This is a genomic window from Burkholderia sp. MSMB1459WGS, from assembly GCF_001534535.1.
In the GTDB taxonomy this organism is placed as follows: Bacteria; Pseudomonadota; Gammaproteobacteria; order Burkholderiales; family Burkholderiaceae; genus Burkholderia.
In genome coordinates this window covers 313,036-330,896 of sequence record NZ_LPMU01000023.1, presented here as the reverse complement: position 1 = coordinate 330,896, position 17,861 = coordinate 313,036, and the positions used below count along the sequence as shown (strand labels likewise).

Below are 17,861 nucleotides of genomic sequence, written 5' to 3'. Positions count from 1 at the left end.
CGGACGCGCGCGATGAACGCGCCGCCGTTCGCCGACTGGGCCATTGCGTTCCTGCAATTGCTGTATCGCGCGCAAATCGCGTTGGCGCGCGTGCTGCACGCGATCGGCCTGACCGGCGACGCCGATGGCCAGGCGGCGTGGCCGTGGGCACACCGCATCGCGCTCGAAACGCTGCGCATCGACGCGGGGCTCACGCGGCAGCTCGCGTTCGCCGGCGGCGCGACGGCGTTGGCCGTCGTGCTCGCCTGCCTCGCGCTGGCTGCGCGCAAGCGGCGTGTCGCGACGGCCATCGCCGCGCTGGCCGTCGCATGGTTCGCGCCGTGGCCGCCCGCTTCGCTGTGGCTCGCGCCTGCCGTGCCGACGAGTTTCCAGCGCGATCCCGCGCCGTTTTCGGTCGCGAACGTGATGCGCGGCGCCCACCTGTATACGCAACATTGCGCGGCCTGCCACGGCGCGGACGGACGTGGCGAAGGGCCGCTCGCGGCCACGCTCGCGCACTGGCCGCCGACCTTCGCCGGCGCGCTGCTCGCGCGTCGGCTCGACGGCGAACTGTTCTGGCGCGTACGCCACGGCACGCAGGACGCGCACGGCGCGTCGACGATGCCCGGCTTCGCGGCCACGCTCGGTCCACAGGACACATGGGCCGTGCTCGCCTACCTGAAAGCGCTGGCAGCCGGTAGCGGCGCGCGGGCGGAAGGCGCGTGGCCGGTGCCCGTCCCGCTGCCGGCACTCGACGTACGGTGCGGCGACGCCGCGCCTCAGGCGCTCGAACGCTGGCGCGACGGCCAGCGCGTGCGCGTCGTCGCGCTCGCAGCAGGCGCGACGCCACCGCCGGAAGACGCGCGCTGGCAGACCTTGCTCGTCGCCGAACCCGGCGCGTCCGTGCCGTCGTCGGTCGACTCGCGTGCGAACTGCGTCGCGACGACAACCGATGCGTGGCTCGCGTTCGCGACGATTGCCGGCGTCCCGCCCGATGCGCTCGGCGGCACGCAACTGCTTGCCGATCGACGCGGCTGGCTGCGGGCGCGTGCGTTGCCCGGCAGCGCCGGCTGGTCGGATGCCGACCTGCTGTGCCGCTCGGATGCGGTGGCCCGACCGGCCGCGCGCGCCACGGGCGGCGACGCACTGACCGCGCTGCTGCTGCGCGTCGACGCGGAACCCGTGCGCGACGTACAGGCCGGGCTTGCGCATTGAACTCACGAATCCTTCCTTCGACAGAAATTCACGATGAATCCGACTCGACGCCACTTCCTCGCCCAGGCGAGCGCCCTTGCCACGATCGCCGCCGCGCCGGCCACCCTGCGCGCGCAATCGGGCGCCCGCCCGCTGCTGCGCGCCGGCGACCAGAAAGGCGGGCTGCGTGCGCTGCTCGAAGCGGCCGGCGAATTGAACGGCCTCGCGTACGACATCGCATGGACCGAATTCCCCGCGGCCGCGCCGCTCGCCGAAGCGCTGAACGCGGCCGCCGTCGACTGCGGGCCGATCGGCGACGCGCCGGTGATCTTCGCGCTCGCATCGGGCGCCCGCATCAAGGTGATCGGCGCGAACCGCTCCGATCCGTACGGCACGGCCGTGCTCGTGCGCCCCGACGCCGCGCTCAAGGGCGCTGCCGACCTGAAGGGCAAGCGGATCGGCACCACGCGCGGCTCGATCGGCCATTTCGTGACGCTGAAGGCGCTCGATGCGGCCGGCCTGCCGCCGGATGCCGTGTCGTTCCGCTTCCTGCCGCCGGCCGACACGATGCTTGCGCTCGCAACCGGTTCGATCGACGCGTGGGCGACCTGGGAGCCCTATACCGCGCTCGCCGAAACGAGCCGCCGCGCGCGTGTGCTGGTCAACGGCCGCGGGCTGTGGTCGGGCCTCAGCTATGTCGCGGCGACCGAAGCGGCGATCGCGTCGAAACGCGACGTGCTGCGCGATTTTCTGCAGCGTGTCGTGCGTGCGCAAGCGTGGTCGTACCGGCATGCGGACGCGTATTCGGCGGCGCTTGCGCGCATCATCGGCATTCCGCCGGCCGCCGCGAAGCTGCAGTTCGAGCGGCGCGGCACGCGCTGGCTGCCGATCGACGCAGCGGTGATCGCCGAACAGCAGCGCACGGCCGACTTCTACCTGAAGGCCGGGCTGCTGCGCCAGCCGCTCGACGTGCGCACGACCTTCGATGCAGGCTTCCCGCTCGCCTGACGGGCGCGTGGCGGCGCGCAGCCGTCAAACGGCTCCGGCACGATCTGGCACAATCGCGATTCGATCACCCCGCCTTCAGCCAGCGTCATGCCAGCCATCGCCGAACTCTTCGTCTACCCGATCAAATCCTGTGCCGGCGTCGCGCTGACGCGCGCGCAACTGTTCGAAACGGGCCTCGCCTACGATCGCCACTGGCTGATCACCGATCCGCACGGGCAAATGCTCACGCAACGCACGCACCCGCGCCTCGCGCTGATCCGCCCGACACTCGACGACGATGCGCTCGTGCTGAACGCGCCGGGCATGCCGGCACTGCGCACGCCGCTCGATGGCGACGCGACGCCCGCCACGCCGAAGATGGCCGCGACCGTGTGGCGCGACACCGTCGACGCGATCGACACGGGCACCGAAACGGCCGCATGGCTCACCGAATTCCTCGGCGTGCCGACGAAGCTCGCGCGCTTCGCCGCCGACGCCCGACGCGATTGCGACCGCAAGTGGACCGGCGAGATTGATACGCATACGCAGTTCGCGGACGCTTATCCGCTGCTGGTGATCGGCCAGTCGTCGCTCGACGACCTGAACGCGCGGCTTGCCGCCAAAGGCGCGCCGGCGATCCCGATGAACCGCTTCCGGCCGAACGTCGTCGTGTCGGATCTCGATGCGTACGAAGAGGATTTCGTCGAGCACCTCGACACCGGCGGCGACACGCCGGTGCGGCTGCGGCTCGTGAAGCTGTGCACGCGCTGCCCGATGCCGACGATCGACCAGGCCACCGGCGCGCCCAATCCCGAATGGCCGCACGAGCCGACCGACACGATGCAGACCTATCGCGCGAACCCGAACTACGGCGGTGCGCTGACGTTCGGCATCAATGCGATCGTCGTCGAGGGTGCGGGCGCGTGGCTCGAAATCGGCCAGCCGGTCGAAGCGGAGATCGGCTTCGGCGACTGAGCCGGATCGCCAGGACCTGTTCCGGCCAATAACGGGCTTGCGCCGGCCCGTTCCCTGCGCGTGCCGTATCGTCGCGCGCCGTCACGCCGCGCGCGGCATCGCATCGCTCGTCGCCGCCGGCAGCCGGATCGTCACGACGAGCCCGCCGCCGCCCGCATCGGCGAGCGTCACGCTGCCCTGATGCACGCGCGCGATTTCCCGCACGATCGACAGCCCGAGCCCCGTCCCTTCGACCGTCTGCGTCTTGCTGCCGCGATGGAAGCGCTCGAACACCGCGTCGCGCTCGTCGGCCGGAATACCCGGCCCGTTGTCGATCACGTCGAGCCGCGCGTCGCCCCCGTCGCGCGAGACGCGCACCGTGATCACCGCATGGTCGCCCGCATAGCGGATCGCGTTGTCGATCAGGTTGCCGATCATCTCGCCGAGCAGGTCGGCCTGCCCGTTCACGTCGACATCGGCCTCGTGCTCGAAGCCGAGATCGATGTCGCGCGCGCGTGCGACGGGCGACCAGTCGAGCGTCACGCTGCGTGCGAGCCGGTGCAGCGGGACCGGCTTGTGCGCGACCGCATGACCGCTGTCCGAATCGAGCCGCGACAGCGACAGCAATTGCTGGACGATCTTCGCGGCCTGCCGCACCGCGCCGTTCGCGCGACGCAGGTGCACGTTCGCGCGCGGCTGTTCGTCGGGCCGCAACGCAAGCTCGACGCCCGCCTGCACGGCCGCGAGCGGCGTCTTCAGTTGATGGGCCGCATCGGCGAAGAAGCGGCGCCGCGCCACCTGCATCCGCTGCGTGCGGCCGATGTACTGGTTGATCGAATCGACGAGCGGCGCGAGTTCGCTCGGCATCGCGCCCGTGTCGAGCGGCGTCGTGTCGTCCTCGCTGCGCGCGGCAACCGTGGCCGACAGCCGGTTCAGCGGCCGCAGCCCGCGCCCGACGCCGAGCCACACGATCCCGAGCGCCAGCACGACGAGCAGCCCTTCCTGCAGCAGCGACCCGATCAGGATCTCGCGCGCGAGCGCCTGACGCGCCTCGATCGTCTCGCCAACCATCACCCACACGATGCGCGACTGCGCGGTCGGCACGTCGTGCACCGGGATGCGCAGCGCGGCCATCCGCAACTGTTCGCCGCGATACACGACGTCGTAGTAGCGCGTGACGAACGGCGCGCCGTCGCCCGCATCGCGCCCCTGCGGCAGCGGCAGGTCCGGATAGCCGGTGACCGTGCGGCCGTCGCCCTCGCGGATCAGGTAGTAGATCTTGCCGCCGTCGCTCGATTCGAGCATCTCGAGCGCGAGATACGGCAGGTCGACCTCGATCTCGCCGTCGTTGAGCCGCACGCCTTCGCGGATCGACTTCAGCGACGACGACAGCGTCCGGTCGAACGCGACGTGCGCGGCGCTCATCGCGCGCTGGTACGTGAGCCACGAGTCGAGCGCGAGCAGGCCGAGCAGCGGCAGCAGCAGCCACAGCGCGACCTGCGCGCGCAGGTTCGGGCGGGTCATCGTACCTCCCGCCGGGCCGCTCCGAGCGGCGTGGCGGCGCATTCGCGGCGCATCGCCGAGCGCAAGGCTGTCGATGCGGAGTTGGCGCCTCTGGCGCTTACTCCGGTCCCATGCAAAACCGTCGATCCGGAGTCGCGCTTCAGCGCGTACCTCCGTCCCATGCGAAACACGCGAGCAGGCGCGCAGTTCATTCGGTCCTCTGCGCCTTCGCTTCGAGCAGATAGCCGAGCCCGCGCAGCGTGACGATCGCCACGCCGCTGTTCTCCAGCTTTTTCCTCAGCCGGTACACGTAGATCTCGATCGCGTCCGCGTTGACCGATTCGTCGAGCCCGAAGATCTTTTCCGACAGCGTGTCCTTGTTGATCGCGCGGCCGTTGCGCAGGATCAGCACCTCGAGCACCGAGCGCTCGCGCGGCGTGAGCGACAGCGGCTCGCCCGCGAGATGAAAGCCGCGGTCGATACTGTCGTACGAAAGCGGCCCGCATTCGACGCGCGAATGCTCGTGGCCGAGGCTGCGCCGGATCAGCGCGCGGGCGCGCGCCTCCAGTTCGGTCAATTCGAACGGCTTCGCAAGATAGTCGTCGGCGCCGAGATCGAGCCCCTTCACGCGATCCTCGACCGAGCCGTGCGCGGTGAGGATCAGCACCGGCACCGGGTTGCGGCGCGCACGCAGCCGCCGCAGCACCTCCAGCCCGTCGAGCTTCGGCAGCCCGAGATCGAGGATCACCAGCGCGTAATCCTGCGTGCGCAGCACGTGGTCCGCCGCCTCGCCGTCGGCCATGTGATCGACCGCGAAGCGCGCGGCGCTCAGCGCGTCGTTCAGCGACTGGGCCAGGTTCGGGTTGTCTTCGACGAGCAGCACACGCATGGGGATTCCGGTAAGGTCAGCGACAGCCCGCTACATTACATGATCCTTTCCGTCTCCACGCCTCGCGCAAACACGGGTTGCGCGATGCCGCGAACCCGCCGCCTGCGGTGCCGGCGGCCCCGTTCCGCGATCAGCGCTCGGCGGCGGGCCGGGTGCGCGCCGCGCTCGCGCAAACCGGCCACCACCGCGACGAACGCGACGCTCGCGCCGCCCGTGACGACGATCATCGGATGCGCGGTGCCGTCCGACAGCCACGCCAGCACGCCGCCGCACGCGGCGGTGATCGCCATCTGGATAAAGAAGAACAGCCCCGACGCCGTGCCGGCGATCTTCGTGTACGGCTGCATCACCGCGAACTGGCAGGCCGGAATCGCGATCCCGACCGCGATCATCACGACGAACATCGGCGCGACGAGGGCCGGCACCGAAGCCGGGGCGATCGCGCCGCCGATCCACAGTCCGGCGGCGCCGACCAGATTGACGGCCGCCGCCGCCGCGACGACCGAATCGGCTGTCCGGCGCGCGCCGGCCCGCGCGAACGCACTCGACCCGATCAGGTAGCCGAGCACGGTCACGCCGAAGATCGCCGCATAGACCGGCCCGGACACGCCGATTTGCCGCTGGAACAGCGTCGACGATTCCGCGATGAACGGATAGTACGTGCAGTAGGCAAAGCCGATGGCAAGCGAATAGCGCAGGAACCGCCGCTCGCGCAGCAGGCCGGCATAGGTCCGCAGCAGTCCGGCGCCGGCTGGCGGCCGCGCAGCGCGCTCGCGGGTCTCGGGCAGATAGCGCAGCACCATCGCGGTCGCGATCAGCCCGGCCGCCGCCAGCCAGCCGAACACGCCGCGCCAGCCGAGCCACTCGGCGATCGCGCTGCCGGCCAGCGGCGCGACCACCGGCGACAGCGCCATGCCGGCCGAAAGATGGCCGAGCATCGTGGCCTGCGTCGCGGCCGGAAAGCGCTCGCGCACGATCACGCGGCCAATCACGGTGCCGCTGCAGCCGCCCAGCGCCTGGAACACGCGCGCGACGATCAGCGTCGAGATGCTGGTCGCCCCTGCGCAGGCGACGCTCGCGACGACGTACACGCACAGGCCGCCGAGCAGCACCGGGCGGCGGCCATAGCGGTCGGACAGCGGCCCCGACACCAGCATCGACAACGCATATCCGGCCATGTAGAGAGTCAGCGTGAGCTGCAACTGCGCATCGGTGCCGTGCAGCGCGTCCGCCATCGCGGGCAGCGACGGCAGGTACGCATCGATCGTGACGCGCGGCAGACACACGACGAGCATCAACAGGAACAGCCAGCCCCATCGGGGTAATGAACGCGTCTTCATGCGGTAAGTCCGTTTCGGTCGGATGGGTGGGTCGACAGCAATCTAAGGCGAAAGTGATATAAGCTGAAGGACCATTAAATCGACCATCGACTGGACCACTATGCCGCGAGGCAAAGCCGCGATTCCGCTGGATCTGCCACGCCCGACCGGGCTGTTGGGCGGCAGCCCGCAGTCGAAGCAGGCATGCATCGCCGACACGATTCGCGACGCAATCCTGAAGCGCCTGCTGCCCGGCGACGGCCCGCTGCCATCGAGCCGGACGCTGGCCGCGCGCTGGGATGTCGCGCGCGGCACCGTCGAAGCGGCGTACGACATCCTGTGCGCCGAGGGCTACATCGCCCGCACGCGGGGATCCGGAACGCGCGTGTGCGCGGTCGTGCCGGACAGCTATCTGCGCGCGGCCGCGCAATCGGGCGACGGCGGTCCGCGTGCGGTCCCGCTCGCCATGCCGGCCGCCGCGGCCGAGCCCGAGCAGGGCGTGCGTCCCGGTGTCCCGTTCGTCGCGCGGCTCGCCGACCCCGGCCTGCTGCCGATGCAGCACTGGAAGAAGGCGCTCGGCGCCAGCCTGCTTGCCGCGACCGCGGACGATCTCGGCGCGACGCCGGCACAGGGCGTCGAAAGCCTGCGCATCGAAATCGCCGCGTACCTGCGGGAATACCGCGGCATCCCGTGCGAGGCCGGCGACATCGTCATCACGACCGGCATCCGCCATTCGATCGACCTCGTCGCACGCACGCTGCTCGCGCCCGGCACGACGGTGCTGATGGAAGATCCCGGCTATGCGTCGGCGTGGCAGATCTTCACGATCGCGGGCGCGACCGTGATCGACGTGCCGGTCGATCGGGAAGGCATCGACACCGCATCGCTGGATCGCTATCCCGATGCGCGCGCCGCGTACGTGACACCGGCCCATCAGGCGCCGCTCGGCGTCACGATGTCGGTATCGCGCCGGCTCGAACTGCTCGACTGGGCGCAGCGCAACCGCGCGTGGGTCATCGAGGACGACTACGACGGAGAATTCAGCTACCAGACCGCCCCGCTCCCTGCGCTGAAAGCGCTCGACGCGTGCGATCGCGTGATCTACTGCGGGTCGTTCAACAAGACGCTGTTCTCCGGGTTGCGCATCGGCTTCATGGTCGTGCCGGCGGAACTGCGGCCGGCGCTGTCCGCCGTGTGGCATGCGACCGCCCGCTCGGTCGGCGCGGCGCCGCAACTCGCGCTGGCCCGTTTCATCGGCCACGGCGATTTCGCGAAGCACCTGCGCGCCGCCCGCCACGCGTACCGCCAGCGGCGCGACATCGTGCTCGACCAGTTGGCGAAGCATGCCGGCGGCCGGTACACGGTGTCCGGCGAGCACGCCGGCTTTCATTTCGTGCTGTGGCTGCCGCCTGGCATGGACGAAGCAGCCTGTGTCGCGCAAGCCCGCGCGGCCGGTGTCGCGTTGCAGCCGATCCGCGGCTTCTGTCGAAGCGCCCGGTGCGAAGCGGGCGTCGTCGTCGGATATGCCGCGCTGACGGCCGCGCACGCGCGGCATGGCGGCCGCCTCCTCGGACAACTGCTGGCCACGCCCGCGTAGCCCGCACGCCTCTCCCTTTCAAGCGTTGCCGCGCGCCGCAAACCCGCGGCGGCGGCCGCTTCGACCTCGGGAAATCCATGACATGAACGGCGCGATTGTGAACGGAAATGAAAGCGGGCTGAAAGTGCCGCGCAATTACCATCCGCTGCACTCGAACAACACATAAGCGTAACTGGAGGAAGACATGCCGTTTGCACCGAAGCACCTCGCCGCCGCGCTGGCGGTCGTTCTGGGCACTGCCGCCGGCAGCGCCGTCGCGCAGGTTCCGGCCGGCTACCCGGGGAACTACCAGGGCGTGATCGACGCCGCGAAGAAGGAAGGCAAGCTGATCGTCTACTCGACGACCGACACGGGCCTCGTGCGTCCGCTGATCAAGGACTTCGAAAGCCTGTACGGCGTGAAGGTCGAGTACAACGACATGAACAGCACCGAGCTGTACAACCGCTACATCAGCGAGAACGCGGCGAGCAGCACGAGCGCCGACGTGCTGTGGAGCTCGGCGATGGACCTGCAGGTCAAGCTCGTCAACGACGGCCTGATGGCGTCCTACGATTCGCCGGAAAGCCCGAACGTGCCGCAATGGGCGCAGTACCAGAAGCAGGCGTACGGCACGACGTTCGAGCCGCTCGCGATCGTCTACAACAAGCGCCTGATTCCCGAGAACGAAGTACCGACGACGCGCGCCGACCTGATCAAGCTCCTCACCACGCAAGCGGACAAGTTCAAGGGCAAGGTCACGACCTACGACATCGAGAAATCGGGCGTCGGCTTCAACTACCTGACGCAGGACGCCCACGTGAACGAGAAGGTCACGTGGGAACTCGTGAAGGCGATCGGTGCGACCGGCCCGAAGCTGCAGTCGAGCACGGGCGCGATGATGGAGCGCATCTCGTCGGGCGAGAACCTGATCGGCTACAACATCATCGGTTCGTATGCGTATGCCAAGGCGAAGAAGGACAAGTCGATCGGCTACGTGTTTCCGAAGGACTACACGCAGGTCGTGAGCCGCCTCGCCACCGTATCGAAGAAGGCGAAGAACCCGAACGCCGCGAAGCTGTGGGTCGACTACCTGCTGTCGAAGCGCGGCCAGACGCTGATCGCGAACCAGGCGAACCTGTACGCGATCCGCGCGGACGTGACCGGCGAAACGTCGGCCGCGAGCCTCACGAAGGAACTCGGCGATTCGCTGAAGCCGATCCAGATCGGCACCGGCCTGCTCGTCTATCTCGATCAGTCGAAGCGCCTCGCGTTCCTGAAGCAATGGCAGCAGGCGATCAAGCGCTGAGCCGCTGACCTCGGGCCGCCCGCCGCACGTCGCGCGGGCGCCTCCTTCCCCTTACCGACTTCCTTGAGGCGGCCATCCGGATGGCCGCAGGGGCGAACTCATGCTTTCAACCAGCACACGCGGCACGGCACCGGCCGTTCCGCCCGCCACCGGCCCGCGCGACGCGATTCCCGCGCTGCCGGTCAGCAGCCTGCAGCCGCTCGCCGGCATGCTGCGCTGGATCGTCGTCGCGGTACTGACCGTCGCGGTCGCGCTGCCGCTCGGCTTCATCCTGTTCCAGAGCCTGCTGTCCGCGCCGTTCTTCGACGCGAACAAAACGCTCGGCGTCGAAGGCTTCCGTTTCATCTTCAGCGATCCCGACTTCTGGTCGGCCGTGAAGAACTCGTTCGTCATCGCCGGCGGGATGCTGTTCATCTCGATCCCGCTCGGCGGCATCCTCGCGTTCCTGATGGTGCGCACCGACCTGCCCGGCCGCCGCTGGCTCGAACCGCTGCTGCTCACGCCGGTGTTCGTGTCGCCGATGGTGCTCGCGTTCGGCTACGTGGTCGCGGCCGGCCCGGTCGGCTTCTACTCGGTGTGGTTCAAGGAGTTGTTCGGGGTGCAGAACGTGCCCTGGAACGTCTATTCGATCTTCGCGATCACGGTGATCGTCGGCCTCACGCACGTGCCCCACGTGTACCTGTATTCGTCGGCCGCGCTGCGCAACCTCGGCTCGGACGTCGAGGAAGCCGCGCGCGTGACGGGCGCCCGCCCGTTCCGCGTCGCGCTCGACGTGAGCCTGCCGATGACGATGCCCGCGCTGCTGTTCGCCGGCGTGCTGGTGTTCTTCCTCGGCTTCGAGGTGTTCGGGCTGCCGCTCGTGCTCGGCGACCCGGAAGGCCACCTCGTGCTCGCGACTTACCTGTACAAGCTGACCAACAAGCTCGGCGTGCCGTCGTATCACCTGATGGCCGCGGTCGCCGTGTGCATCGTCGCGATCACGTTCCCGCTCGTGCTGCTGCAGCGCCGCCTGCTGAAGACCGCGAACCGCTTCGTCACCGTGAAGGGCAAGGCCGGACGCGCGACGGTGCTGCCGCTCGGCGTATGGCGCTGGGTCGCGCTCGCGATCGTCGCGCTGTGGCTGTTGCTGACCGTGATCGTGCCGATCTCGGGCATCGTGCTGCGTGCGTTCGTGACCAACTGGGGCGAAGGCGTCGCGCTCGCCGAGGTGCTGACGCTGTCGAATTTCATCGAGCTGTTCGAGCAGGACAATCTGGTGCGCGCCATCGTCAACACGCTCGGCATCGGCGTGATCGGCGGCGCGCTCGCGATCGGCTTCTACTCGCTCGTCGCGTTCGCCGGCCACCGCCGCCCCGACTGGGCGACCAGGCTGCTCGACTATCTCGTGCTGCTGCCGCGCGCGGTGCCGGGCCTGCTCGCCGGCCTCGCGTTCCTGTGGATCTTCCTGTTCGTGCCCGGCCTGCGCGAGCTGAAGAACTCGATGTGGAGCATCTGGATCGCGTACACGGTCGTGTGGCTCGCGTACGGGATGCGGCTCATCCAGAGCGCGCTGCTGCAGGTTGGCCCCGAGCTCGAGGAAGCCGGCCGCAGCGTCGGCGCGACGCGCAGCCGCGTGTCGCTCGACGTGACGCTGCCGCTCGTGCGCTTCGGCCTGCTCGCCGCCTGGCTGCTGATCTTCATGATCTTCGAGCGCGAATACTCGACCGCCGTCTACCTGCTGTCGCCCGGCACCGAAGTGATCGGCGCGCTGCTCGTGTCGCTGTGGGCGACCGGCGCCGTCGACCAGGTCGCCGCGCTCTCTGTCATCAACATCGCGATGGTCGGCGCCGGTCTCGGCGTGGCCCTGCGCTTCGGAGTGAAACTTCATGGATAAGCTCATCGTCGACGATCTGCACCTCAGCTACGGCGCCAACCCGATCCTCAAGGGCGTGTCGTTCGAACTGAAGGCCGGCGAAGTCGTGTGCCTGCTCGGCGCGTCGGGCAGCGGCAAGACCACGCTGCTGCGCGCGGTGGCCGGGCTCGAACAGCCGTCCGACGGCCGCATCCAGCTCGACGATCGCGTGTTCTTCGACGGCGCGCAACGCGTCGACCTGCCGGTCGAACAACGCTCGCTCGGCCTCGTATTCCAGTCCTACGCGCTGTGGCCGCACCGCACCGTCGCCGACAACGTCGGGTACGGCCTCAAGCTGCGGCGTGTGGCGCCGGCCGAACAGAAGCGCCGCGTGCAGACCGCACTCGACCAGCTCGGCCTCGGTCATCTCGCGGAACGCTTTCCGCATCAACTGTCGGGCGGCCAGCAGCAGCGCGTCGCGATCGCCCGCGCGCTCGTCTACAACCCGCCGGTGATCCTGCTCGACGAGCCGCTGTCGAACCTCGACGCGAAGCTGCGCGAGGAAGCGCGTGCGTGGCTGCGCGAGCTGATCGTGTCGCTCGGGCTGTCGGCCCTGTGCGTGACGCACGACCAGACCGAAGCAATGGCGATGTCCGACCGCATCCTGCTGCTGCGCAACGGCCGCATCGAGCAGGAAGGCACGCCGGCCGAGCTGTACGGCGCGCCGCGCTCGCTGTACACCGCCGAATTCATGGGCAGCAACAACCGCATCGATGCGCGCGTCGCCGCGATCGACGGCGAATGCGTGACGCTCGCGGGCGACGGCTGGGAGCTGCGCGCCGTCGCCCGCGACACGCTCGCGCCGGGTCAGGACGCTCAGGCCGTGATCCGCCTCGAACGCGTGCAGGTCGCCGACGGCCCGGGCGCGAACCGCCTGCAGGCCGACCTCGTCACGTCGATGTATCTCGGCGACCGCTGGGAATACCTGTTCCATTGCGGCGAGATGCGCCTGCGTGCGTTCGGCCATGTGCCGCGCGCGGCCGGCAAGCACTGGATCGAATTCCCGACCAACGACTGCTGGGCGTTCGCGAAAGCGGGCTGACCCGATCGCGGCGGCCCGCGTGCCGCCGCGCATGCAGTCAGGCACGCATCCGTTGCGGCCTCGCATCGGCGAACCCGTCATGGCGTTCGCCGATGGCGCGCCGAATACCGGTTTTCCGTTTCACCCCACCCAGAACAAACCAAGGAGACACCGTCAAAATGAAGTCACGCGCAGAACGTTCGATTCGAACAGTAGTCCTCACCGGTTCGGCCGCGGCGGCCTGTATCGCCGCGCCGGCCGTGCACGCGCAGTCGTCGGTCACGATATACGGGATCATGGACGCCGGCATCGAATTCACCAACCACGCGGCGCCGGAAGGCGGCAATTCGGTCAAGCTCAAGTCGGGCAACAAGAACACATCGCGCTGGGGCTTGCGCGGCGTCGAGGATCTCGGCGGCGGGCTGAAGGCCGTGTTCCGCCTCGAAAGCGGGATCGATCTCGCGAACGGCGCGTTCGACGACGGCCCGGACTCGATCTTCGCGCGCCGCGCGACGGTCGGCCTGAAGAGCAAATGGGGCGAACTGACGCTCGGCCGCAACTACACCGTCACCTACGACTACATGCTGCCGTTCGACCCGATGGGCTACGCGCAGAACTACTCGTGGGCCTCGTCGTCGATGGCGACGGGCGGCCGCAAGGACGGCATGTTCACGCGCTCGTCGAACGCGGTGCGCTACGACGGCGAATTCAGCGGCTTCAAGTTCGGCGCGCTGTACGGCTTCGGCAACGTGCCGGGCAGCATGAAAACCAGCTCGAAATACGATTTCGCGGTCGGTTACGAGACCGGCCCGTTCGCGGCGGTCGTCACGTTCGACCGGCAGAACGGCGCGGCCGACAGCGTCACGCCGGTCGATACCGTCAACTACGTTCAGGGCATCCATGCGGGCCTGAGCTACGACTTCGGCAACCTGAAAACGATGGCCGGCTATCGAAATTATCGGCGCACGTATCACACGACGGCCGCAAACCAGTTGAGCGACATGTATTGGCTCGGTGGGTCGTACCAGTTCACGCCGACGTTCTCGCTGATCGCAGCCGTTTATCACCAGAACATCAAGGGCGGCAGCGACGCCGATCCGACGCTGGTGTCGATGCGCGCGAACTACGCGCTCTCGAAGCGGACGGTGCTGTACGCGGCCGGCGCGTTCGCGATCGCGAAACACGACCAGAAGGTCGGCGTGTCGCGCGATTTCGCGGGGTATGGAACCACGCAGGTCGGGGTCACGGCGGGGATTCAGCAGCGGTTCTGAGTCTGACTCTGCAGGCGCCGGCGGGCAGCAACCGCCCGCCGGCGTTCACACCATGCGCGGCGGCACAACGGCGAACGGCCCGATGCTGCCGCGCAACCCGACGCCCACGCCGGCCCGCCGCGTGACGATGCGCCGCTTACTCGCCCCGCATCGTGAACACCGGACGCACGAGGCTGCTCGTATCGCCCCAATGTTCGCCGACGTCCGACAGCGGCACCGTGCGCGTGTCGATCGCGAGGCCCGCCGGCCCGGCCGCTTCGAATACGCCGCGCACCGACGCCAGCAAGCGCGACAGCGACACGCTGCCGATCCCGCTACCCATCAGTTCGATCGTGGTCGCCCGCAGCACGGCGCCCGGCAGCAGCACGTCCGCGCCGCCGATCGAGCCGATCTGCACGAAACGCAGCCGGCGGCCATCGGGCGTCGCCTTCGCGCCGGCAACCAGCAGGGTCTGCGCGCTGGCCCCCCACAGATAATCGAGCACGACATCCACGCCCGCGCGGAAATGCGGCTCGAGCGCTCGCGCCAGATGCGCGTCGTCCTGCTGCAGCGACACCACGGCGTCCGCGCCGGCATTCAGCAACGCCTGCAACGCGGCCGCGTTGCGGCCGGTCGCGACGACCTTCGCCGCGCCGAGATGCTTCGCGATCCGCACCGCGAGCCGCCCCGACGTGCCCGTCGCGCCATTGACGAGCACCGTCTCGCCCGCGACGAGCCGCGCGCGTTCGGTCAGCGCCGCCCACGACGACATCCCCGGAATCGCGATCGCCGCGGCCGTGACGTCGTCGAGCGCGTCCGGCAGCGGCACGCACTGAGTATCGGGCACGATCGTGCGTTCAGCCATCGCGCCGAACGGCGCCGGGGCACCGAAGAAGTAGACGCGCCGACCGTCGTCGAGACGCCCGACGCCGTCGACACCGACGACGAACGGATAGCGGCGGTCCGACGAGTAATGCGTGCCGGCCGCGCGCCCCTGCGCGAGCCGGCTCAACGCCGACGCCGTCACGTCGATCAGACGGTGGCCCGGCATCGCGCCGGGAGCGTCGAATTCCGTATGAACGGGACGCTCGCCGGCACCCGTCACGACTGCTGCTTTCATGGTGGTTCCTTCAATTCTGGAAGATGGGTCTTTACCGGGCATCGAGCCATGCGCGCAGCGCGGGATCGCGTACTTCCAGCACGTCGAACAGGCCGAGCGCACGCAGCGCAGGCAACGCGTCGATCGCATCGGCCTCCGCACGCGCCCGCTCCGCCGGCGCGGCATTCGGATCGGTCAACACCCGTGCGTTGACCAGAAACGCACCAACGGTCCCCTTGCGAATCGTCGTTCCGCCGGCATCGACCCGGTCGGCATGGTCGGGAAGCATCTGTTCGGCTCGCATCGCGTCTTGCTCCGGTTGTCATCGATGGACGCAGTGTAGGCGTGCGAATCCGTCCAATCTCCGGTATAACGGCCATTCGATACCGATATCCGGCCATGTCCGATCCGCTCCTGCCCGCCCGCTTCGTCACGTCCGACGACGGCCCGTTCGTGGTCGCCGCCGTCCTGTCGCAACGCGACCCGCGCATCACCGCGCCGCATTCGCATGCGCGCGGCCAGCTCGTCGGCGCGCTGAGCGGCCTGGTAACGATCGGCCTCGACGACCAGGAGTGGGTCGTGCCGGCGATCCATGCGATCTGGATCCCGCCGCATTGCCGGCATTCGTTGCGCTCGTTCGGGCCCATTTCCGGCTGGTCGGCGTTCGTCGCCGAAGCCCGCTGCGCGGCGTTGCCGGCGACGCCGCGCGCGATCCGCACGACGCCGCTGCTGCGCGAAGCCGTGCAGCGCGCGGCAAGCTGGGGCGATGGCGAGCTGGATGCCGCACAGGCCCGGATCGCCGACGTGATCCTCGATGAAATCGCGGCATCGGAAGCCGAGGCGCTGGGCCTGGTCCGGCCGCGGGATCCGCGCCTCGTGAAGATCACCGATGCGCTGGCCGCGGATCTCGCGAACGACCGGCGGCTGGAGGAATGGGCCGAATGGGCCGGCATCGGCGCACGGACGATGAGCCGCCGCTTCGTCGCCGAGACGGGGTTGACGTTCGCGCAGTGGCGTCAGCAGGCGCGACTGCTGCGGGCGCTGGAGCGCATTGCCGACGGTGCGCCGGTGACGACGATCGCGCTCGATCTCGGGTACGACAACGTGAGCGCGTTCATCGACATGTTCCGACGCGCGCTGGGAACGACACCAGGACGGTATATGGAGGCGGGACGAAGCGCGAACGGATAGGCGCGGCCACGCGCGGGCACGAAGCCGCGTGGCGAAACGCCGCGGGCGGCACACGACCACCGCCTGCTGCCGCGTCAATACGTGCCGTCGCCCTGCTTCGCGGCGGCGTCGCTGCTCCTTTTGAACTGCGCGGCGAGCCGTTCCGCGCTCCGCGCCAGCAGCGTCGTATCGACGCCGACCGCGACGAACAGCGCCCCCGCGTCCAGATAGCGCCGCGCGGCCGCCTCATCCGCGCTCAGGATCCCCGGCGCCTTGCCGGCCGCCTTGATCGCGCGGATCGCACCGTCGATCGCGGCCTGCACGTCCGGGTGCCCGGGATGGCCGAGATGACCGAGATCGGCCGCCAGATCGGCCGGCCCGATGAATACGCCGTCCACGCCGTCGACCCGCGCGATCGCATCGATTGCATCGAGCCCCGCGCGCGTCTCGACCTGCACGAGCACAGCCATCTCGTCGTTCGCGCGATGCAGATACTCGCCGACGCGATTCCACCGCGATGCGCGCGCCAGCGCGCTGCCGACGCCGCGCATGCCGTGCGGCGGGTAACGCGTCCCGGCCACCGCCGCACGCGCTTCGTCCGCACTCTGCACCATCGGCACGAGCAGCGTCTGCGCGCCGAGATCGAGTACCTGCTTGACGATCACCGAATCGTTCCACGGCACGCGCACGACCGGATGCGACGGATACGGCGCGATCGCCTGCAGTTGCGCGAGGATCGTCGGCACCGTGTTCGGCGCATGCTCGCCGTCGATCAGCAGCCAGTCGAAACCGGCGCCCGCGACCACTTCGGCGCTGTATGGATTCGCGAGGCCGAGCCACAACCCGATCTGCGCATCGCCGCGCGCGAGCGCGGCCTTGAAGACATTCGACGAAATCTGCATCGTTCGCTCAACTCATTCGAAGTAGCACTGGATCGTCCCGAGCGGGCCGTAATCGACGCTGAACGTATCGCCCGAACGCGCCGCGCACGGCCGCGTGAACGACCCGCCCAGCACGATCTGCCCCGGCTCCAGCGCGACGTCGAAGCGCGACAGCCGGTTCGCGAGCCACGCGACGCCGTTCGCCGGATGGTTCAGCACGCCGGCCGCGACACCGGTTTCCTCGACCACGCCGTTGCGCGACATGATCGCCGCCACCCAGCGCAAATCGACGTCCTGCGGGCGCACCGGCCGGCCGCCGATCACGACGCCCGCGTTCGCCGCGTTGTCGGCGATCGTGTCGAATACCTTGCGCGGCCGCTTCGTATCGGGGTCGATCGACTGGCTGCGCGCGTCGATGATCTCGAGCGCCGGCACGACGTAATCGACCGCGTCGTACACGTCGAAGATCGTGCAGTTCGGGCCGGTGAGCCGCTTGCCGAGCACGAATGCGAGCTCGACCTCGACGCGCGGCACGATGAAGCGGCTAGTCGGAATCGTGCCGCCGTCTTCGAAAAACATGTCGTCGAGCAGCGCGCCGTAGTCGGGTTCGTCGATCTGCGACGTGTTCTGCATCGCCTTCGACGTGAGGCCGATCTTGTGCCCCTTCAGCGTGCGGCCTTCCGCGAGCTTGAGGGCCACCCACGCGCGCTGGATCGCATACGCGTCGTCGATCGTGATGTCGGGATGGTCGAGCGAGATCTGGCGGATCTGCGTGCGCGCGCGTTCGGCGTCGTGCAGACGGTGCGCGAGCTGGTCGATGATGGCGGGTTCGAGCATGGTCG

At 69.2% G+C, this 17,861-nt stretch carries 17 protein-coding genes; 9 read left to right on the top strand and 8 right to left on the bottom strand.

The genetic code is table 11. The features are described from left to right. Window positions 1-12 precede the first annotated feature (12 nt). The 3 genes from WT97_RS09140 (at window position 13) to WT97_RS09130 (ending at window position 3,135) form a co-directional block, all read left to right on the top strand. Window positions 13-1,194: a cytochrome c gene (locus tag WT97_RS09140; protein ID WP_060353275.1), complete on the top strand. Its 1,182-nt coding sequence runs from the start codon at window positions 13-15 to the stop codon at window positions 1,192-1,194. Window positions 1,195-1,227: 33 nt separating this feature from the next. Further along, window positions 1,228-2,181, top strand: coding sequence for an ABC transporter substrate-binding protein (locus WT97_RS09135; RefSeq protein WP_060036175.1), 954 nt, complete (start codon window positions 1,228-1,230; stop codon window positions 2,179-2,181). 87 nt (window positions 2,182-2,268) lie between these two features. Further along, complete coding sequence (locus tag WT97_RS09130; protein WP_060036176.1) at window positions 2,269-3,135, top strand: MOSC domain-containing protein; 867 nt, start codon at window positions 2,269-2,271, stop codon at window positions 3,133-3,135. A gap of 81 nt (window positions 3,136-3,216) precedes the next feature. On the opposite strand, the gene WT97_RS09125 is transcribed toward WT97_RS09130, so the two are convergent. The 3 genes from WT97_RS09125 to WT97_RS09115 all read right to left on the bottom strand — a co-directional run bounded on the left by WT97_RS09125 (window position 3,217) and on the right by WT97_RS09115 (window position 6,846). Then, a complete protein-coding gene (locus WT97_RS09125; RefSeq protein ID WP_059505479.1) occupies window positions 3,217-4,638 on the bottom strand; it encodes a sensor histidine kinase in 1,422 nt (473 codons plus the stop codon). A gap of 187 nt (window positions 4,639-4,825) precedes the next feature. Then, window positions 4,826-5,506 carry a response regulator gene (locus tag WT97_RS09120; protein WP_059505068.1) on the bottom strand — a complete coding sequence of 227 codons (681 nt, stop codon included), beginning with the start codon at window positions 5,504-5,506 and terminating at the stop codon, window positions 4,826-4,828. A 35-nt stretch (window positions 5,507-5,541) separates the two neighbouring features. Further along, the gene (locus WT97_RS09115; protein ID WP_257128468.1) at window positions 5,542-6,846 is read right to left on the bottom strand and encodes a multidrug effflux MFS transporter; all 1,305 of its coding nucleotides are present in this window, start codon (window positions 6,844-6,846) and stop codon (window positions 5,542-5,544) included. Between the two features lie 100 nt (window positions 6,847-6,946). Here WT97_RS09115 and WT97_RS09110 point away from each other — a divergent pair, with 100 nt between their 5' ends. The 4 genes from WT97_RS09110 (at window position 6,947) to WT97_RS09095 (ending at window position 12,640) form a co-directional block, all read left to right on the top strand. Continuing rightward, window positions 6,947-8,422 (top strand): PLP-dependent aminotransferase family protein, encoded by a 1,476-nt coding sequence (locus tag WT97_RS09110; RefSeq protein WP_060353274.1) that lies wholly within the window; start codon window positions 6,947-6,949, stop codon window positions 8,420-8,422. 184 nt (window positions 8,423-8,606) lie between these two features. Next, a complete protein-coding gene (locus tag WT97_RS09105) occupies window positions 8,607-9,707 on the top strand; it encodes an ABC transporter substrate-binding protein (RefSeq protein ID WP_059505062.1) in 1,101 nt (366 codons plus the stop codon). 100 nt (window positions 9,708-9,807) lie between these two features. Beyond that, window positions 9,808-11,580 carry an iron ABC transporter permease gene (locus tag WT97_RS09100; RefSeq protein ID WP_059789412.1) on the top strand — a complete coding sequence of 591 codons (1,773 nt, stop codon included), beginning with the start codon at window positions 9,808-9,810 and terminating at the stop codon, window positions 11,578-11,580. Further along, on the top strand, window positions 11,573-12,640 hold the full coding sequence (locus WT97_RS09095; RefSeq protein ID WP_059505058.1) for an ABC transporter ATP-binding protein: 1,068 nt from the start codon (window positions 11,573-11,575) through the stop codon (window positions 12,638-12,640). Before WT97_RS09100 ends, WT97_RS09095 begins: the two co-directional genes overlap by 8 nt. Window positions 12,641-12,677: 37 nt before the next feature. Here WT97_RS09095 and WT97_RS34525 read toward each other — a convergent pair whose 3' ends face one another. Then, entirely contained in the window at window positions 12,678-12,917 is a 240-nt protein-coding gene (locus WT97_RS34525) for a hypothetical protein (RefSeq protein ID WP_179949390.1), read from the bottom strand. Between WT97_RS34525 and WT97_RS09090 the strand changes: the two genes are divergently transcribed. Further along, window positions 12,799-13,890: a porin gene (locus WT97_RS09090; protein ID WP_059505056.1), complete on the top strand. Its 1,092-nt coding sequence runs from the start codon at window positions 12,799-12,801 to the stop codon at window positions 13,888-13,890. The genes WT97_RS34525 and WT97_RS09090 overlap by 119 nt on opposite strands. Before the next feature lie 136 nt (window positions 13,891-14,026). On the opposite strand, the gene WT97_RS09085 is transcribed toward WT97_RS09090, so the two are convergent. Next, complete coding sequence (locus tag WT97_RS09085; RefSeq protein WP_060353273.1) at window positions 14,027-14,989, bottom strand: zinc-binding alcohol dehydrogenase family protein; 963 nt, start codon at window positions 14,987-14,989, stop codon at window positions 14,027-14,029. Between the two features lie 31 nt (window positions 14,990-15,020). After that, window positions 15,021-15,272 (bottom strand): hypothetical protein, encoded by a 252-nt coding sequence (locus WT97_RS09080; protein ID WP_034204951.1) that lies wholly within the window; start codon window positions 15,270-15,272, stop codon window positions 15,021-15,023. A gap of 95 nt (window positions 15,273-15,367) precedes the next feature. On the opposite strand from WT97_RS09080, the gene WT97_RS09075 reads away from it, so the two are divergent. Further along, complete coding sequence (locus tag WT97_RS09075) at window positions 15,368-16,159, top strand: helix-turn-helix domain-containing protein (RefSeq protein ID WP_059789410.1); 792 nt, start codon at window positions 15,368-15,370, stop codon at window positions 16,157-16,159. 74 nt (window positions 16,160-16,233) lie between these two features. Here the strand turns inward: WT97_RS09075 and hpaI are convergent, their stop codons facing one another. Both hpaI and hpaH read right to left on the bottom strand, forming a co-directional pair. Beyond that, window positions 16,234-17,040: a 4-hydroxy-2-oxoheptanedioate aldolase gene (gene hpaI, locus WT97_RS09070; RefSeq protein ID WP_060036181.1), complete on the bottom strand. Its 807-nt coding sequence runs from the start codon at window positions 17,038-17,040 to the stop codon at window positions 16,234-16,236. A 12-nt stretch (window positions 17,041-17,052) separates the two neighbouring features. Further along, entirely contained in the window at window positions 17,053-17,856 is an 804-nt protein-coding gene (gene hpaH, locus WT97_RS09065) for a 2-oxo-hept-4-ene-1,7-dioate hydratase (RefSeq protein WP_059500669.1), read from the bottom strand. Window positions 17,857-17,861 lie beyond the last annotated feature (5 nt).

Excerpts from the sequence above, each read along its gene's own strand:
- WT97_RS09140 (WP_060353275.1), top strand. The coding sequence starts at position 13 with ATGAACGCGCCGCCGTTCGCCGACTGGGCCATTGCGTTCCTGCAATTG.
- WT97_RS09135 (WP_060036175.1), top strand. The coding sequence starts at position 1,228 with ATGAATCCGACTCGACGCCACTTCCTCGCCCAGGCGAGCGCCCTTGCC.
- WT97_RS09130 (WP_060036176.1), top strand. The coding sequence starts at position 2,269 with ATGCCAGCCATCGCCGAACTCTTCGTCTACCCGATCAAATCCTGTGCC.
- WT97_RS09125 (WP_059505479.1), bottom strand. The coding sequence starts at position 4,638 with ATGACCCGCCCGAACCTGCGCGCGCAGGTCGCGCTGTGGCTGCTGCTG.
- WT97_RS09120 (WP_059505068.1), bottom strand. The coding sequence starts at position 5,506 with ATGCGTGTGCTGCTCGTCGAAGACAACCCGAACCTGGCCCAGTCGCTG.
- WT97_RS09115 (WP_257128468.1), bottom strand. The coding sequence starts at position 6,846 with ATGAAGACGCGTTCATTACCCCGATGGGGCTGGCTGTTCCTGTTGATG.
- WT97_RS09110 (WP_060353274.1), top strand. The coding sequence starts at position 6,947 with ATGCCGCGAGGCAAAGCCGCGATTCCGCTGGATCTGCCACGCCCGACC.
- WT97_RS09105 (WP_059505062.1), top strand. The coding sequence starts at position 8,607 with ATGCCGTTTGCACCGAAGCACCTCGCCGCCGCGCTGGCGGTCGTTCTG.
- WT97_RS09100 (WP_059789412.1), top strand. The coding sequence starts at position 9,808 with ATGCTTTCAACCAGCACACGCGGCACGGCACCGGCCGTTCCGCCCGCC.
- WT97_RS09095 (WP_059505058.1), top strand. The coding sequence starts at position 11,573 with ATGGATAAGCTCATCGTCGACGATCTGCACCTCAGCTACGGCGCCAAC.
- WT97_RS09090 (WP_059505056.1), top strand. The coding sequence starts at position 12,799 with ATGAAGTCACGCGCAGAACGTTCGATTCGAACAGTAGTCCTCACCGGT.
- WT97_RS34525 (WP_179949390.1), bottom strand. The coding sequence starts at position 12,917 with ATGATCCCGTATATCGTGACCGACGACTGCGCGTGCACGGCCGGCGCG.
- WT97_RS09085 (WP_060353273.1), bottom strand. The coding sequence starts at position 14,989 with ATGAAAGCAGCAGTCGTGACGGGTGCCGGCGAGCGTCCCGTTCATACG.
- WT97_RS09080 (WP_034204951.1), bottom strand. The coding sequence starts at position 15,272 with ATGCGAGCCGAACAGATGCTTCCCGACCATGCCGACCGGGTCGATGCC.
- WT97_RS09075 (WP_059789410.1), top strand. The coding sequence starts at position 15,368 with ATGTCCGATCCGCTCCTGCCCGCCCGCTTCGTCACGTCCGACGACGGC.
- hpaI (WP_060036181.1), bottom strand. The coding sequence starts at position 17,040 with ATGCAGATTTCGTCGAATGTCTTCAAGGCCGCGCTCGCGCGCGGCGAT.
- hpaH (WP_059500669.1), bottom strand. The coding sequence starts at position 17,856 with ATGCTCGAACCCGCCATCATCGACCAGCTCGCGCACCGTCTGCACGAC.